Source organism: Streptomyces gossypii, assembly GCF_025165795.1.
Taxonomy (GTDB): domain Bacteria; phylum Actinomycetota; class Actinomycetes; order Streptomycetales; family Streptomycetaceae; genus Streptomyces; species Streptomyces gossypii.
In genome coordinates this window covers 207,383-222,227 of record NZ_JAJAGO010000010.1, presented here as the reverse complement: position 1 = coordinate 222,227, position 14,845 = coordinate 207,383, and the positions used below count along the sequence as shown (strand labels likewise).

Annotated in this window: 14 protein-coding genes; 1 reads left to right on the top strand and 13 read right to left on the bottom strand. The window is 69.7% G+C overall.

Annotated elements, in window-relative coordinates:
- Positions 1-5: 5 nt before the first annotated feature.
- The 3 genes from LHJ74_RS22070 to LHJ74_RS22060 form a co-directional block, all read right to left on the bottom strand.
- Entirely contained in the window at positions 6-890 is an 885-nt protein-coding gene (locus tag LHJ74_RS22070; protein WP_260219871.1) for an ATP-grasp domain-containing protein, read from the bottom strand.
- Positions 887-1,078 carry a lysine biosynthesis protein LysW gene (locus LHJ74_RS22065; protein ID WP_260219870.1) on the bottom strand — a complete coding sequence of 64 codons (192 nt, stop codon included), beginning with the start codon at positions 1,076-1,078 and terminating at the stop codon, positions 887-889. The genes LHJ74_RS22070 and LHJ74_RS22065 overlap by 4 nt, the downstream gene beginning before the upstream one ends.
- A 569-nt stretch (positions 1,079-1,647) precedes the next feature.
- The gene (locus LHJ74_RS22060) at positions 1,648-3,060 is read right to left on the bottom strand and encodes a Glu/Leu/Phe/Val dehydrogenase dimerization domain-containing protein (protein WP_260219869.1); all 1,413 of its coding nucleotides are present in this window, start codon (positions 3,058-3,060) and stop codon (positions 1,648-1,650) included.
- Positions 3,061-4,196: 1,136 nt separating this feature from the next.
- Here LHJ74_RS22060 and LHJ74_RS22055 point away from each other — a divergent pair.
- Positions 4,197-4,952, top strand: coding sequence for a S1 family peptidase (locus LHJ74_RS22055; protein WP_260219868.1), 756 nt, complete (start codon positions 4,197-4,199; stop codon positions 4,950-4,952).
- A 116-nt stretch (positions 4,953-5,068) separates the two neighbouring features.
- On the opposite strand, the gene LHJ74_RS22050 is transcribed toward LHJ74_RS22055, so the two are convergent.
- From LHJ74_RS22050 to LHJ74_RS22005, 10 genes are all read right to left on the bottom strand, one after another.
- Positions 5,069-5,860, bottom strand: a complete 792-nt coding sequence (locus LHJ74_RS22050; protein WP_260219867.1) for an ABC transporter permease — start codon at positions 5,858-5,860, stop codon at positions 5,069-5,071.
- Positions 5,857-6,897 carry an ATP-binding cassette domain-containing protein gene (locus LHJ74_RS22045; protein ID WP_260219866.1) on the bottom strand — a complete coding sequence of 347 codons (1,041 nt, stop codon included), beginning with the start codon at positions 6,895-6,897 and terminating at the stop codon, positions 5,857-5,859. Before LHJ74_RS22045 ends, LHJ74_RS22050 begins: the two co-directional genes overlap by 4 nt.
- Before the next feature lie 40 nt (positions 6,898-6,937).
- A complete protein-coding gene (locus tag LHJ74_RS22040; RefSeq protein WP_260219865.1) occupies positions 6,938-7,774 on the bottom strand; it encodes a DUF4097 family beta strand repeat-containing protein in 837 nt (278 codons plus the stop codon).
- A gap of 103 nt (positions 7,775-7,877) precedes the next feature.
- Entirely contained in the window at positions 7,878-8,417 is a 540-nt protein-coding gene (locus tag LHJ74_RS22035) for a hypothetical protein (protein ID WP_260219864.1), read from the bottom strand.
- A gap of 277 nt (positions 8,418-8,694) precedes the next feature.
- Entirely contained in the window at positions 8,695-9,513 is an 819-nt protein-coding gene (locus tag LHJ74_RS22030; RefSeq protein WP_260219863.1) for a maleylpyruvate isomerase family mycothiol-dependent enzyme, read from the bottom strand.
- 55 nt (positions 9,514-9,568) lie between these two features.
- Complete coding sequence (locus tag LHJ74_RS22025) at positions 9,569-10,372, bottom strand: phytanoyl-CoA dioxygenase family protein (RefSeq protein WP_260219862.1); 804 nt, start codon at positions 10,370-10,372, stop codon at positions 9,569-9,571.
- A 47-nt stretch (positions 10,373-10,419) separates the two neighbouring features.
- Positions 10,420-11,355, bottom strand: coding sequence for a carbohydrate ABC transporter permease (locus LHJ74_RS22020; protein ID WP_260219861.1), 936 nt, complete (start codon positions 11,353-11,355; stop codon positions 10,420-10,422).
- Positions 11,352-12,311 carry a carbohydrate ABC transporter permease gene (locus tag LHJ74_RS22015; RefSeq protein ID WP_375546796.1) on the bottom strand — a complete coding sequence of 320 codons (960 nt, stop codon included), beginning with the start codon at positions 12,309-12,311 and terminating at the stop codon, positions 11,352-11,354. The genes LHJ74_RS22020 and LHJ74_RS22015 overlap by 4 nt, the downstream gene beginning before the upstream one ends.
- Before the next feature lie 2 nt (positions 12,312-12,313).
- On the bottom strand, positions 12,314-13,639 hold the full coding sequence (locus LHJ74_RS22010) for an ABC transporter substrate-binding protein (RefSeq protein ID WP_260219860.1): 1,326 nt from the start codon (positions 13,637-13,639) through the stop codon (positions 12,314-12,316).
- Between the two features lie 91 nt (positions 13,640-13,730).
- Positions 13,731-14,831, bottom strand: a complete 1,101-nt coding sequence (locus LHJ74_RS22005; protein ID WP_260219859.1) for a sialidase family protein — start codon at positions 14,829-14,831, stop codon at positions 13,731-13,733.
- Between the last annotated feature and the right edge of the window lie 14 nt (positions 14,832-14,845).

Below are 14,845 nucleotides of genomic sequence, written 5' to 3'. Positions count from 1 at the left end.
CCGGTTCAGGCGGCGAGTACCGAACCGGCCGGATCCAGCAACCCGACCACGTGGCGTGCGTAGAGTCCTGCGATGTCCACACCGTGTGTCTCGGACGAACGGGCGAACTCGGGGTTGGCGTTGATCTCCAGGACCGTCATCTCGCCGGTGCGCCGGTCCTCCATCATGTCCACACCGTAGAAGCCTGGGCCGAGCGCGGCGACGGACTGTGCGCACAGCCGCCGCATGTCATCGGTGACCTCGACCCGCTCGACCTGTGCGCCGAGGTGGGTGTTGGTGCGCCAGTTGGCGGACTTCCGTCGGATGGCGACGACGGGTTCCTCCCCGACTACCACGATCCGCAGGTCGTGGCCCGGCTTCTCCACGTACTGCTGCACCAGGACGGGAAAGAGCTTTCCCGCCGCGTCCGCGGACTCCCGTCCGCCGGTCCATGCCTCCAGTTCCTCCTCGTGGGAAAGGCGGGTCACGCCGCGCCCCCAGGAGCCCGATACCGGTTTGACCACCACGGGCCAGCCGAACTCGGTCGCGATGCCGTGTACTTGCTCGTAGGTGAACGCGTGCCGGGTCATCGGGTGCGGGATGCCCTGCCGGGCGAACAACAGGGCTTGAAGGCCCTTGTCGTTGCAAACCTCGATCGCCGAAGCGCTGTTCAGCGTGGCGACCCCGGCCTGTTCCAGGCGGCGAGCGGTGCCGATGGACTCACGGTGCGACAGGTTTCGCAGGACGGTCAGCCGTGGCCGCTCCCCCTCGGCTGCGAGGACCTCCGCCATGTCCGGCGGGAGTACCGGACGGGCGGTCAGCCCCTGGGCGCGCAGTGCGTCCAGGAGCCGGCGCTCGTCGGGGCGCAGCACGGTCACCGACAGCAGGACATCGGTGGCTGCGGTGGTCATTCGCCCCAGTCCTCCTCGACCTCGGGGGCCAGGGAGACCTCGTAGCCGCTCTCCGACGCGTTGGTCAGCTCGTGCTCCTGACCACACGTGCCGCACTCGACGATCTCGCCCTTCTCCGAGCCGCTTTCGACGTCCACGGCGCTGTCACACACAAGGCACGCTACGGTCGCTGTGACGATGGTCGGCATGCTTTTAGCCTTCCGTTCGGTTTCTGAGAGGAAGTCCGCCGCAGAGCGGGCACGGTCCTTGTGGGCCTGACCGCTCTCCGGTACTCACGAAGTTAGGGTCGGCAGCCGACGGACGCACTACGGAATCACGTACATGACATTTCCTGACCGGTCGCCTGGCCCGTATCGCCGGCTGTACCGGGGGGAACCGTGGGTCGGGGTCCGCGCCGGGGAGGCCCGGGGCAGCGCAAATGGCCGCCCCAGGCGGTGAAGAATCCTGGGGCGGCCTTCCCGGCGCGCTCTGAGTTCGCGCCCTGGCCGGTTCATGAATTGTTGCGGTCCGCTGCCCCGGCCACCTTGCAAAGGGCTGTCCCGTGATCCCTGGTGGATCAGCGCGCGGCGTATCCGGGCGTTCCGACAACGCAGCGAGGTGCCGTAGCTGTCGTCGTGCGCCCGCCAGGGATCACGGGACAGCCCTAAGGGAAAACCGGGGTCAGCGACGGCCGCGCCGCTGACCCCGGTACCGGCCTATGCCGGACGACGGGCCGAAGAGTGGCCGACGACGTTCGACAGCGTCCGCGTGGGCGTGTTCACTGGTAGGGGTCGGAGGCTGCCTCAGCCGGGCCCGGCCAGTAGGCGGGGCAGGATGCGGCGGGTTGCCGGCCGGCGTCCAGGGAGGTGTCGACCCCGTCGGCCGACGCCGTGAAGGCACCGTGCGACGTGTGGACGACGGCTTCACTGGTGTCCGCGGCGCCGGCGAGACCGGTTTCCGTCGCGCAGTCTCCGTCCAGGAACTGACGCTCCTGGGGCACGGCGGGGAACAGGTCACGGAAGGCCACCGCGCCGCCGTACTCCCGGATCATGCGCTGCGAGTTCTCCCTCGCGAACCGCACCCCGGCGGTCCGCATCGAGGTCCTCGTCTCATCGGCCCGGGCCATCAGGCCCCGGACGAGGGGACGGATCTCCGAGGACAGCCGGCTGCACGCGCCGGAGGGACTGACGACCTCGCCGAGAATGACCCACCAGGCCCCGGCCGCGGCGCCGGTGTTGGCGATGAAGTCGGGCACCACCGTGATCCCGCGGTCCAGCAGACGCTGTTCGGCCTCGGGGGTGGTCGGCACGTTCGCCGCCTCCACCACGAGCTTCCCCCGGATCTGGTCGCAGTTGTCCGCGGTGATCGTGTAGGACACGGCAGCAGGCACCAGGAGGTCGGCCTCCTGGCCCAGCCAGGAGTCGCCGGGGCCTTCCATGTCGTCGTCGCGCAGCACGGAGCGGTCGATGAGGCCGCTGGTGCTGCGCGCGGACAGCAGGAGCTCCACGTCCAGGCCTCGCGACGTGTTCAGGATGAGACCGCTCGCGTCCGTGATGCCGACGATCTTCACTCCGGCACGCGCGAGGTAGAGCGCCGTGGACCCGCCCATCGCGCCGAATCCCTGCACGACCGCCTTGGCCGACTCGGCGGCGATCCCCCGGTGTTCCAGGGCTGCCAGAGCGGCCTCAGCCACGCCGTAGCCGCCGACCAGTTCGGACAGCATGAGGCCGTCCGTACGAGTGGTGAACGCCCGCTGGACGCGTGCCTGCACATCGGCCTCGGACGGGGCACGGACCACGGCCGCGTGGAAGGAGTTCTCGCCGATACCGACCCGGGAGAAGGCGCGGTCGAGCTGCTCCTGTTGCGTACCGAGGTCGCCCGCGGTTACCCAGAAGCGCTCCAGCAGCGGTCGAACTCCCTGCAGGAACCTCTCCCGCACCTCTTCGGCGCGCGGATCCGCCGGGTCGAAGTCGATACCGCCCTTGGCGCCGCCGACGTGGATCCCGAAGGCGCCCATTTTGAGGGTCATCTCCCGGGCCAGTTCGGTCACCTCGGTGAGGGTGCACCCCGGGCGCATTCGCAGGCCGCCGGTGGCGATGCCCGTCACCAGCCGGTCGATCACGACGAACCCGCTGGCAGAGGTCAGGCTGTCACGCCAGGTGACCTCAAGATAGGGCTTATGCTCAAGCACCTGCATTGGCGTTTCGACGGCAGTTTGCGTCACTTGGCACTCACCCTTTCCAGTCACTGATAGGCACTCACTCGCATGCGGGACTTCCATTGGAAATCGGCATGAGAAACAAGCGGCCGAGGCCGCCTGCTGAGAACTGCTGCGGAATTCATCCGCTGATGTGTGTGACTGCACGCGCTCACGGGCAGTCGAGAGGACTACGGCAGGACAAAAAGCGCCCTCTGGGCGCCGTTGTGGTGTGAGCCCTCGTAGGGGCAACAAAGAAGATGCTGGGAAGTACGCAGAGAACACGTTTCGTTGCCTTGTGCTTAGCGCCTACTGTGAGGTCGCAGTTGATCCCTTGTCAAGGCATGTCTTGAGGGGGACCTCCGGCGTTTTCCCCCGCCGCGAACCGGCCCATTCGAACGGGACGAAAGCGCAGGTCAGCGGGGTCGCCCGAACAAAGGCCCACACGCACCTCCGACCGGCCTCCGGCGCGTCTCCCGGAAACACCGGCCCCCCGCCCGTATGACACGTTCGGCCCATGGCGGAACCAGGCGAGCGCACGGCAGAATACCGACCATGACGAAGGGTCAGGGTCAGGGTCAGGGTCAGGGGTCAGGGTCGGGGGCGGGTCTGCGGCTGCCGGTGCGGTGGCACCCCGGCGGGCGGCAAGTTCTTACCGGGCCACGACGCGAAGATCGTGCCGCAGCTCGAAGCGGACCATGGAAGCATGACCGCCTTCTGGGCCTGTACGAACAAGCGGTGACCCGCACACCGCCGAAGGCCGGTTGAATCCTGGGCCGTGAATCGTAGGTCTGCGCGGGGGCAGGCGTCGTGCGCACGGGGGGCCTGCGCGCGGTGCTGGTCGCCGAGAGCTTCGGGCGCCTCTCCGAGAGCGGGGCCGGCCGGGTTCTCCGTGGTCCCGCAGGCTCGGCGTGAGTACCGTCCCCCCCTCCGGTGACTTCCTCACCAGCGCCCGCCCGCCCGCGAGGATGTCGCCGCCTGCTCCGCGGCGGTGGACACGGCCGGGGGCCGGGGGCCATAAGCCGGTGCTATGGGAAGTCGCTATTACCCAATCGAACTCGCTTGCGGAATCCTGGTCTCCCCTGGACCCCCACGCGCGAGACATCGCGTGCCTTCGGAAACGAGGAGCCTTGCGAATAACCAGGATCGTCCCCGTCCTCATCGCCGCTCTACTCTCCGTCCTCACCTTCGCCTCCGCCGCCACAGCGCAGGACCAGTCCCCCCGCCAGGCGCTCCCCTCCGCCGCCACAGCCGGGAGCCAGTCGCCGGACCGGGGGCCGCAGCCGATCATCGGCGGCAGCTACGCGCAGAACGCCCCCTGGGGTGCACGCCTGTTCTCCAACGGCAGGGAGACATGCAGCGCGACGATCATCGCGCCCACCTGGATACTCACCGCCAAGCACTGTGTCAGCGGCGGGGGGCTCTCGTTCCGCATCGGCAGCCTCGACCAGACCTCCGGCGGCACGGTCGCCAACGGCGTCCAGGTGTACAACCACTCGTCGGACCTGTCGCTGGTCCGGCTCGACCGCAACGTCTCGGCGACCTACGCGCGGCTCGGGCAGCCCGGCTCCGTCTCGGTGGGGCAGAACGTGCAGGTCTACGGCTGGGGCGCGACGTCCCGGTGCGGTTCGGAGATCAACTGCCAGTCGCGGTACCTGAAGGTCGCGAACGTGACCGTGACCGGCGGGTGTTCGGACGCCTATGGCGGCTCGGCGATCTGCGCACGGCGCGGCGACGGCATCACCGCGGGCGGCGACTCCGGTGGCCCGATGATGGCGAACGGCGTGCAGGTCGGCGTCGCCTCCACCAGTGACCGGCAGACCACCACCGCGTACACGAACGTGACCCGGTACCGCTCCTGGATCCAGTCGGTGGCGGGCGTCTGATCCGGACCGGACCCCCGTAGAGTCCAAGGGGCGGCCGAAGCCAGTTGCGTTGGCTTCGGCCGCCCCTCATACGCTTCCCGAGGCGGCCGTCCGGTCTGAGGCCGCCAGGCAGCCTCTCAGCGGGTGGCGCCGCGGTTGAAGACCGACCGCGCCCACAGGTAGCCGACCAGGGTGAGCCCGGCGCACCAGGCCAGCGCGGTGATCCCGCTGTCGCCGATCGGTGTGCCCATCAGCAGGCCCCGCAGCGTCTCGATGATCGGTGTGAAGGGCTGGTACTCGGCGAACCAGCGCACCCCGGCGGGCATCGACTCCGGCGGGACGATGGCGCTGCCGATGAAGGGGAGGAACTGCAGCGGCATGGGGAGGTTGCTGGCGGTCTCCGGGTTTTTGGCCACCAGACCGATCCCTGCTGCCAGCCAGGTGAGCGCCAGGGTGAGCAGGGCCAGGACGCCGCCCGCCGCGATCCACTCGACCGGCGTGGCGTCGGGCCGGAAGCCCATGGCCAGCGCGACGCCGATGACGAGCGTGATGCTGGCCAGCGTCTGCAGCACGCCGCCGATGACATGGCCGGTGAGGAACGAGGCGCGGGAGATCGCCATCGTGCGGAACCGGTTGACGATGCCCTCCGTCATGTCGACGGAGACGCCGACCGCGGTGGACAGGGCTCCCGAGGTCGCGGCCATCAGGATGATGCCGGGAGCGATGTAGTCGATGTACTCGGTGCTGCCGGTGGCCGTGCCGTCGATGCCGGTGCCCAGCGCGCTGCCGAAGACGTAGTTGAACAGCAGCAGGATCATGACGGGCATCGCGACGATCGAGACCGTCATCGAGGGGTAGCGCAGCGCGTGCCTCAGATTGCGCCGCAGCATCGTCGCCGAGTCGCTGACGGCGTAGGACAGCGTGGTCATCGTGCGTACTCCTTCTGGGAGCCGGCTCCGTGGCCGGATTGCGGCCGACCGGTGAGGGTGAGGAAGACGTCGTCGAGATCCGGGGTGTGCACCGTGAGGGCCTCGGCCTGTACGCCCCCGTGCTCCAGGATGTCGAGGACGGCCCGCAGGGTGGAGAGGCTCCCGTCGCTGGGGATGTCCAGGGTGAGCGCCTCGCCGTCGCGGGTCCCGGCACCGAAGAGGGCGGCAGCGGCTTCGAGACCACTGTCCTCGGTGAAGTGGAGGCGGATATGGCCGCCGGGGATGCGGCGCTTCAGCTCCTCGGCGGTGCCTTCGGCGACCAGCTTGCCGTGGTCCAGGACTGCGATACGGTCGGCGAGTTGGTCCGCCTCCTCCAGATACTGCGTGGTCAGGAAGATGGTGACGCCGTCGTCGGCGACCAGGCCGCGGATGATCTCCCACATGGTGCGGCGGCTGCGCGGGTCGAGCCCGGTGGTGGGCTCGTCCAGGAAGATGACACGCGGATCGCCGACCAGCGTCATCGCGAGATCGAGCTTGCGCCGCATGCCGCCCGAGAAGGTGGCGACGGACTTGGTGGCCGCCTCGGTGAGGTCGAAGCGGCCGAGCAGTCCGGCGGCACGGCGTCGGCCTTCGCGCCGTTCGAGATGGTGCAGGTCCGCCATGAGGATCAGGTTCTCCTCGGCGGTGAGCAGGTTGTCGACCGCCGAGAACTGCCCCGTGACGCCGATCGCGGCACGTACGGCGTCGGCTTCGCGGGTCAGATCGTGACCCGCGACCCGCGCCTCGCCCGAGTCTGCGGGGATGAGTGTGGAGAGGATCTGGACGGTGGTGGTCTTGCCCGCGCCGTTGGGTCCGAGCAGCGCGAAGACGCTGCCCTCGGCGATGTGCAGGTCGATGCCGTCGAGCACCTGTTTGTCGCCGTAGGACTTGGCCAGGCCGGTGGCGGTGATCGCCGGTGGGGGCGCGGTCGAGGAGGACGCGGTCGCGCTGGCGGCGGTGATACCAGGGGCGGGGATGTGGGGGCCTGTCGAGGGCATGGCGGTCAGTCCCTTCTGTGGTGGGGCTGTGGCTGGAGGGTCAGGCGCGGCGGATCAGGATGTCGCCGAGGCTGGTGCGGGCATGGACCTCGACCGTCGCGTCGGAGGCTCCGGGGCCCTCCGCCGCACCGAGGGTGTTGCGCACGCTGCCGAGCCGGGTGTTCACGTCGAGCCAGGCGGCTGTGGAGTCACGGATGCCGACCTCGAGATCACCGGCGGCCGTGTGGAGCGCGATCCTGCCGCGTGCCACTTCGCCGATCCGGATGCTGCCGTTGGCGGCCTTGGCGTCGACTCCGGCGTGTGCGACACCGACGGAGATACGGCCGTTGGAGGCGTTCACCCGCAGGTCGCCGGTGACCTCGCCGATCACGGTCTCGCCGTTGGCGTTCTTGACGGCCGCCGCGCCGGCGAGCGTGCCGATGTCGATCCGGCCCGATCCGGTGATCTCGGCGTCGCCCGTCGTACGGTCCACCCGGATGTCGCCGTAGGAGGTCTTCAGATGGACGCCGGCTGCCTCGTCGACCTGGATGTCACCGGCCGAGGTCTTGATCCTGCACTCGCCGAGGGGGCCCTCGCAGGTGAAGTCCGCCAGAGGTGAGGCGCCCTGCACATCCGATCCGGCGGGCAGTTCGACGGTCACGTCCAGCGCCCCGCTGCGGCCGAACAGCGAGTGCTTCTTCGGCCCCTTGACCAGCAGCCTGCCGCCCGAGTAGCTGACCTTCGTCTGCTGGGCGGCCCGCACGTCGGCTTCCTCGGCACCGTCGTTCGGCAGCACCTCGACGACGGTGTCCGTGCGCTTGCCCGCGGTGACCCGGACGGTCCCGACGTCGAATTCGAGGGTGGCGGAGATCGGTTCAGGTGTGTCGAAAGTAGGCATGGCTGTCCCGTCCTGATGGCTGTGGTGAGTGTTTGCCCTGGTGGGGCGCTCGGTGGGCGAGTGTGGCGGTGGGGGCTCGGGCTGGTCCTGCCGGGGGCTCTGCCTAGCGGACCCAGCCCGTATAGCCCTGGGACCCGGCATGGCCGGCCCGCCCCGGCGGACGGCTGACCTCCCCCGGCTCCAGCGCGGTGGCGACTGCCCGCACGAGCCAGGCGTTGACCGAGAGGCCCTCCTGCCCCGCCGCGTCCTCGACCCGCGTCTTGAGGTGGGCGGGAAGGCGGAAGTTGATACGCGCCATACCGCCCTCGTCACCCTCGGCAGGTGCGGGCGGCACAGGCGCCGCCCGCACACCGGCGGGCCCGCTCTCCCCTGCCTCCGACTCCTCGTACCGCCCGAGGGACGGCGGTGGCGTCACCACGAACTCGGGGTCGAGCCCGCGCAGCCGCACATCGACCGAACCCGGTGCGAGATCACTGGTGACTTCAGCCATGGCGGCGGACAGCGCGTTGAGCAGGGTGAGACGGGCGGCCGACTCCAGGGGCGCGGTGAGCCGCTCGGCCAGGGCACGGGCTTCGTCTCCGCCCGCCTCGGCGGCGACCGCGAGCTCTTGTCGGAGGTTGTCCACGTACGGCGTGAGGTCCATAACGCCACTATGGCACATGGATGGCGCCATCAACAAGTGAAATGGCACCATCCGTGTGCCACGCTTGCATCACTGCACGCCACGGTGCGCCACGGCGGTGCGGCGCAGCGCGAGGCGGGGCGGGGCGAGGCGAGGCAGGCAAGCCGCACTGGCATCCGTGACGTCCACTTGGCGCCTGTTTGGCACCAGCGTGGCGCGCCGCTCGCACACGCCGGCCGGCACGGGGCGGCGGCATGGCTCCTCGGCCGAGGACGGCCCCAGGCGCGGCGGCCCCGCGTCAGCGGCGCTGCCAGTGGCCGACCCGCTCCGACCATGTGGCGAACAGCTTGGTGTCGCCGCTCAGTTCGACGCGGTCGGCCCCTGCGGGCCCGACGTCACCCGCGCCCTGCCGCCCGTAGACGAGGAGCAGCAGGCCGGAGAGCGGACCGCGCACCGTGACTGCGGCGTCCTCCCGTGCGTGGCGCCAGCCGGGTGTGTCACCGGTGAGGTCGACAAGCCAGTCCGCCGCCTGGCCGGACGCGGCGTCGGTCGCGTGGAAGTGCAGGGTGCGGCCGGGGCCGAGCAGCTCGGGAAGTACCGACTCGGACTCCAGGAGTCCGGGAAGCGAACCGAACTCCAGCCACTCCTCGAACCCGTCCTGGGCGATTTCCTGACTCAGGACGAATCCGGTGCCGAGCGCAAGGGACGCGTCGGCCCGGTGCAACACGGTCTCGTGCAGCATGCGGCGCGCCCAGAACACCGCCGTCCGGCCGGGGATCACCGTCCACACCTCGGCGTCGGGCCCTGCCGAGCGCAGCGTGTCCGCCAGTTGCCCGGCGTTCTCCATGAGCCAGGCACCGAGTACGGCGGCGTCCCCGCCCGAGGGCTCGGATCCGCTGTCCACGTCGCCCTCGGTGAGGGGCCGTGGCGAACGGGTCCGCACCATCGTCTCGATCCAGCGGTACGCGCCGCCGACGTGCCTCAGCAGCCGGTCGAAGTCCCAGCCGGGACAGGAGGGCACCGGCGCGGACAGGTCCACCCCGGCGACGCTGGACGTCAACTGCCCGGCCTGTGTGACGAGTTCGTCGCAACAGCGGTCGTGGCTCAGAGGTGTCATCCCGTCACGGTAGACCACCCGGGTGACCGCGCAAGGGGGCCCGGGACCAGCCGGATCAGTGCGGCCCCGGCGGCCCGAACTCCGTGCCGCACGGCCCCGCCCCGGTGCTCTCCTCCAGCGCGACACGCTCACCGGACATCGTCAGCGTCTGGTACCAGTCGCCGATCCGCTCCGTCGAGACGCCCGTGTAGTGGCAGATGAAGGAGCGCCGGAAGCGGTCCTCCGTCCGGTTGGGGCCGGAGCCGTGCACCAGGCTGCCGTTGAAGAACAGCACGTCCCCCGGGTCCATGTCGACGGGCACCGGCTCCAGGCCCGGCGGCGGCGGCACGTACTCACGGGAGAAGGAGACGTCCGGGTCGGCCTGCTCGGGGCAGAACAAGTCCAGCCGGTGGGTGCCGGGGACGACCTCGAGGCCGCCGTTCTCCCGGTCGATCCGGTCGCAGGCGATCCACGCCGCGACACAGGTGCCCGGCTCGACCCGCAGATAGAAGTTGTCCTGGTGCAGGGCCTGGCCACGGGCGCCGGGCGGCTTGAAGTAGAACATGCTCTGCGCTGCCAGCACCGGCTCGCCGAGCAGTTCCTCCAGGATCTCGCTCAGCCTCGGGTCGAGCAGCACCTCGCGGGCCGGCGCGTTGATGCGGTGCGGGTGCATGACCCGCGGGTGGTCGCGCAGCGGATCGTACGGACCCTCGGGAAGCTGCGGCTTCGGCTCGAAGTGCCCGGGCACCGGCCCGGCGGCGTGCAGGGCGGTGAACTCCGCGCGCAGCTTCTCGATCTCACGGGGCGCGAACAGGCCGCGCACCACGGTGAAACCCTGCTCGGTGAACTCGGGAGCGAGGCTCCCGTGGACGGTGGGCATCGCCACTCCTCTTGTACGGGGGGAGGTACTGGGCTGGTGCGCCGCTCTCAGGACTTGAGGCTTCCCTCGGTGAGGCCGGTGCGCCAGTAGCGCTGGAGCACGACCATCAGAACCATCAGCGGAAGTACGGACACGAACGCGCCGCCCACGGTCAGCTGGTACAGCACCGGCTGACGGTCGGCGTAGCCCTGCCAGGAGGACAGGCCGAGAGTGATCGGATACAGCTTGGAGTCGGAGAGCATGACCAGCGGAAGGAAGAAATTATTCCAGATGTGCACGAACTGGAAGAGGAACACGGTGACCAGCGCGGGCGACATCAGCCGCAGCGCCAGCACGCGGAAGATCTTCCCCTCCCCCGCTCCGTCGATGCGGGCCGCCTCCAGCAGGCTGTCGGGCACCGACGCGGCGGCGTAGATCCGGCACAGATAGACGCCGAACGGGCTGACCACACTGGGCACCAGCACTGCCCAGTAGGTGTTGGCCATCCCGACCTCGCTGAAGAGCAGATAGAGCGGCAGCGCCAGCGCCGTACCGGGGATCAGGACCCCGGCGAGCACGATGTTGAAGACGGCTTCGCGGCCACGGAACTGGTACTTGGCAAGCGCGTATCCGGCGGCGGCAGAGAGCACAGTGGCCACGGCCGCGCCCACACCCGCGTACAGCAGGCTGTTGGCGAACCAGCGCAGGTAGATGCCGTCGTCGTAGGTCACCAGGTCACGCAGGTGGTCCAGCGGCTGCGGGTCGGAGAACCAGAGGCCGAAGGTGCCGAACAGGTCGGCGCTGCTCTTCGTCGAGGAGACGCCCAGCCAGTAGACGGGCACCAGGAAGTAGAGCGCGGCGACGCAGAGCAGGGAGAGGGTGATGATGCGGTGGCGCAGCGGCGCGCCGGTCCTGCGGGCCCGGGCGGCCGCGGCGCGCCTGGCCTCCCTGCGGCGCTTGACCGGATCGGTCCCGGCCGGTTCGGTCTGCTCTGTCGCCGTCATCGGTCGTCGCCCTTTCCGCTCCGGCCGACGAGGCGCAGGAAGCCGAACGACAGCACGCAGGCGACCAGCGCGAGCAGTACGGCCTCGGCCGCGGCGCCGTGGTAGTTGTTGCTCTTGAACGCCTCGTCATAGGCGTGCAGGTTGGGCGTGTAGCCGGTGTCGACGTTCCCGGTGAGCGGGCGCAGCACCAGCGGTTCGGAGAACAGTTGCAGCGTGCCGATGATGCTGAAGACCGTGGTGAGCACCAACGCGGGTCTCATCAGCGGCAGCTTGATGCGCCAGGCGACCTGCCAGGCGTTGGCACCGTCGATGCGCGCGGCTTCGTACAGGTCGCCCGGTACGGCCTTGAGCTGGGAGATCAGCACCAGCATGTTGTAGCCGGTGAACTGCCACAGCACGATGTTGGCGATCGACCACAGCAGGGTGCCGTCGGAGAGGAAGTCGACCTCCCACCCTGCCCCGTGCAGCACGTCCACCAGCGGGCTGATGCCGGGCACGTAGAGGAAGCCCCACAGGATCGAGGCGATCACCCCGGGCACGCCGTACGGCAGGAAGAACGCGGCACGGAAGAACACGACGCCGCGGGCGGACGCGGATTCCAGCAGCAGGGCGAGCACGGTGGCCAGCAGGATCATCACCGGCACCTGCACGGCGCCGAAGAGCAGCACCCGGCCGAAGCCGGCGACGAACCGGTCGTCCTCCAGGGCGTGCGTGTAGTTGGAGAGGCCCGCGAAGACCTGGGTCTCGCTGCCCAGGCCGAGCGCGCCGGTGCGTTCCACCTTCAGCATGCTCTGGTAGAGCGCGTAGCCGATCGGGGCGATGAAGCAGGCGAGGAAGAGCAGGCAGAAGGGCAGCAGGAAACCGGCCGCGGCCCGGTTCCGCGGGGCGGTCACCCGCTGCCGACTGCGCTGCCGGGTGCGGGTGCGGGTGCGGGTGGGGGTACGGGCAGGGGCCACGGTCAGGCCGCCTCGACCTTGAGTCCCTTTTCCTTCATATCGTCCATCACCAGCTTCTGGACCTTGCCGATCGCGTCCGTGAACGAGGCGTTCCCGTTCATGGCCTCGGTCAGTTCGTCGGTGAGGTGCTGGAACATGGGGACAGTCGTCGGCCCCCACTTCCAACTGGTGTCCACGGCCTTGTCGGAGGCGGCGAAGACCTCGTTGTACCGCTGCCCGTCGAAGAACTCGCTCGCCTCGTCCAGGCTGGACCCCTGGAAGCCCTGCTTCGCCGCGGGCCAGCCGTAGCCGCCCTTGATCAACAGGTCGATGCTCTCCGGATCGGTGTTGAGCCAGACCGCGAAGTCGACCGCGTCCTTTGGGTGTTCGGCCCCGGTGAAGACAGCGGTCGTCGATCCGCCCCAGTTGGAGGACGCGTCCGCTCCGCGCTCCCACTGCGGCATCGGCGCTGCCCGCCACTTCCCTGCGGTGTCCGGCGCGTTGCCCTTGATCAGCGCGTCGCCCCACTGCGCGCCGATCCAGTTGACGATGTCGCCGGACTGGATGTCGGCGTACCAGGCGCTCTGGGTGACCGGGATGGTCTTCACCAGCTTCCCGCGCACCAGCCCCTCCCAGAAGGTGAGGACCTTCCGCGTGGCCTCGCCGTCGATGCCGACGATCCACTTCTCGCCCTCGGTGCGGAACCACTGGGCACCGGCCTGCCAGGCGACGGAGGCTATCCAGCCGCCCGAGCTGGCCGGGAAGGTGCCGATGTAGGCGCCCGACTTGCGGATCTGCTTGGCGGCCGTCTCGTAGTCGTCCCAGGTGGCGGGCGGTTCGATGTCCCACTTCCGGAACAGGTCGTGGCGGTAGAACATGCCCATGGGGCCCGATGCCTGCGGGATGGCGTACACGCCGCCGTCATAGACGACCTGCTCCCACTGCCAGCCGACGAACTTGCTCCTGTACTCGGCCGCGCCATGGTCTGCGAGGTTCAACAGACCCTTGTCCAGCAGGAATTCGGCGATGTTCTGGTATTCGACCTGTGCCAGGTCCGGCGGGTTGCCCGCCTTGAGCGCGGCGTGCATCTTCGCGTACTGGGCGCTGTTGGTGGGGGACACCTTCTCCACCTTCACCTGGACGTCGGGGTTCTTCTTGTTCCACAGGGCGACGGCCTTCTCGATGCCGGGGACCCACGTCCAGAACATCAGGGTGATCTTCTCGCCGGGCTTGCGCTCGGTCGCGGTATCGCTCTTGTCTTCGGAGCCGCAGGCGCCGAGCGTGAGCCCGGCGGCGGTCGCGGCCGAGGCGGTGAGCAGGGTGCGCCGGGATGTGCTGACCTCGGTCATGTGCGTCCTCCTGGGCGGGCCTTGGGAGATCATCTGAGTCAGAGGGGGCAGCTGGGGCTCGGCTGTGGCTTGACTGCGGCCGCGAGCGGGCTCAGGCGAGCTGAGAGAGCGGGATGCGGCGGAAGGTGATCGTCGTGTAGGCGCTGAAGTCGCCGGTCTCGTAGAGCAGTCCGAGCGTTTCGTCGTCGATCCGGACGAGGTCCGAGTACGCGGCGGGCAGCCCGTCGACGGTGTAGGCGTCGCGCCAGGTCCTCCCCGCGTCCCGGCTGGCCCGTACGGTCATCAGCGCGCGTGCCGACGGATCGGCGGGGCCGGAGAAGAGCAGCAGGCCGGGTTCGCCCAGCCACAGGACGCTGCCCTCGACAACCGGGGCGACGAGGCCGGCCTGCGGCCGGAAGGGCAGCGTGAGGCTCACGCCGCCGTCCTCCGAGTGGGCGTCGGCGCGGTGGCCTGGCGAATCGGCGTCGTTGCGGGTGTTGAAGTAGACCCTGCCGTCGGCGAGTTCAGCGGCAGTGGTCTCGTTGACGTTGACATAGCCGTCGGGGTTGTCGTCGACGTAGCCGAGCCGCCAGGTAGCGCCGCCGTCGTCGCTGAGCAGGTCGTGGCCGCCGTTGTAGCGGCCCTCGGTGCCGTTGTCGGCGCCGGTCGGGGGCAGCGAGTGGTTGGCCGGTACGACGATCCGGCCGGTGTACGGGGACTGCCGCAGTTCCACGGCATGTCCGGGTGTTGTCGCGTACCAGCGCCATTCGGGCCGCTTGACGGCGTCGGTGATCTCCCGTGGCGCCGACCAGCCCGCGCCCTCGTCGTCGCTGTGCTGCACGTACACGCGGCGGCCGTCGGTGGCGGAGACCTCGCCGCGACGGATACGGCTCTCCGTGGCCTCGGCCGCGTTGTGCACCTGCACGAGGACGATGCGGCCCCCGGCGGTGGCCACCGGGGCGGGGTTGCCCGCGAGATCGGCGCCGTTCGCCGACACCACCGTCATCGGACCCCAACTGCGGCCCCCGTCGGTGGAGCGGCGCAGCACGATGTCGATGTTGCCGGAGTCGGCCGATCCGTCGCGCCGTCCCTCGGCGAAGGCGAGCAGCGTGCCGGAGGCGGTCGCGACGACGGCGGGAATGCGGTAGCTGGCGTAGCCGTCCCTCCCGGCGCGGTACGGCACCGAGTACTCGGGGGGCTCCTGTGACGGCATGGGCTCCTCCGTTC

What these genes read in the sequence shown, in the direction of transcription:
- LHJ74_RS22035 (WP_260219864.1), bottom strand. Translation starts at nt 8,417, where the DNA reads ATGGACCTCACGCCGTACGTGGACAACCTCCGACAAGAGCTCGCGGTC.
- LHJ74_RS22040 (WP_260219865.1), bottom strand. Translation starts at nt 7,774, where the DNA reads ATGCCTACTTTCGACACACCTGAACCGATCTCCGCCACCCTCGAATTC.
- LHJ74_RS22065 (WP_260219870.1), bottom strand. Translation starts at nt 1,078, where the DNA reads ATGCCGACCATCGTCACAGCGACCGTAGCGTGCCTTGTGTGTGACAGC.
- LHJ74_RS22010 (WP_260219860.1), bottom strand. Translation starts at nt 13,639, where the DNA reads ATGACCGAGGTCAGCACATCCCGGCGCACCCTGCTCACCGCCTCGGCC.
- LHJ74_RS22025 (WP_260219862.1), bottom strand. Translation starts at nt 10,372, where the DNA reads ATGCCCACCGTCCACGGGAGCCTCGCTCCCGAGTTCACCGAGCAGGGT.
- LHJ74_RS22045 (WP_260219866.1), bottom strand. Translation starts at nt 6,897, where the DNA reads ATGCCCTCGACAGGCCCCCACATCCCCGCCCCTGGTATCACCGCCGCC.
- LHJ74_RS22070 (WP_260219871.1), bottom strand. Translation starts at nt 890, where the DNA reads ATGACCACCGCAGCCACCGATGTCCTGCTGTCGGTGACCGTGCTGCGC.
- LHJ74_RS22020 (WP_260219861.1), bottom strand. Translation starts at nt 11,355, where the DNA reads ATGACGGCGACAGAGCAGACCGAACCGGCCGGGACCGATCCGGTCAAG.
- LHJ74_RS22050 (WP_260219867.1), bottom strand. Translation starts at nt 5,860, where the DNA reads ATGACCACGCTGTCCTACGCCGTCAGCGACTCGGCGACGATGCTGCGG.
- LHJ74_RS22005 (WP_260219859.1), bottom strand. Translation starts at nt 14,831, where the DNA reads ATGCCGTCACAGGAGCCCCCCGAGTACTCGGTGCCGTACCGCGCCGGG.
- LHJ74_RS22030 (WP_260219863.1), bottom strand. Translation starts at nt 9,513, where the DNA reads ATGACACCTCTGAGCCACGACCGCTGTTGCGACGAACTCGTCACACAG.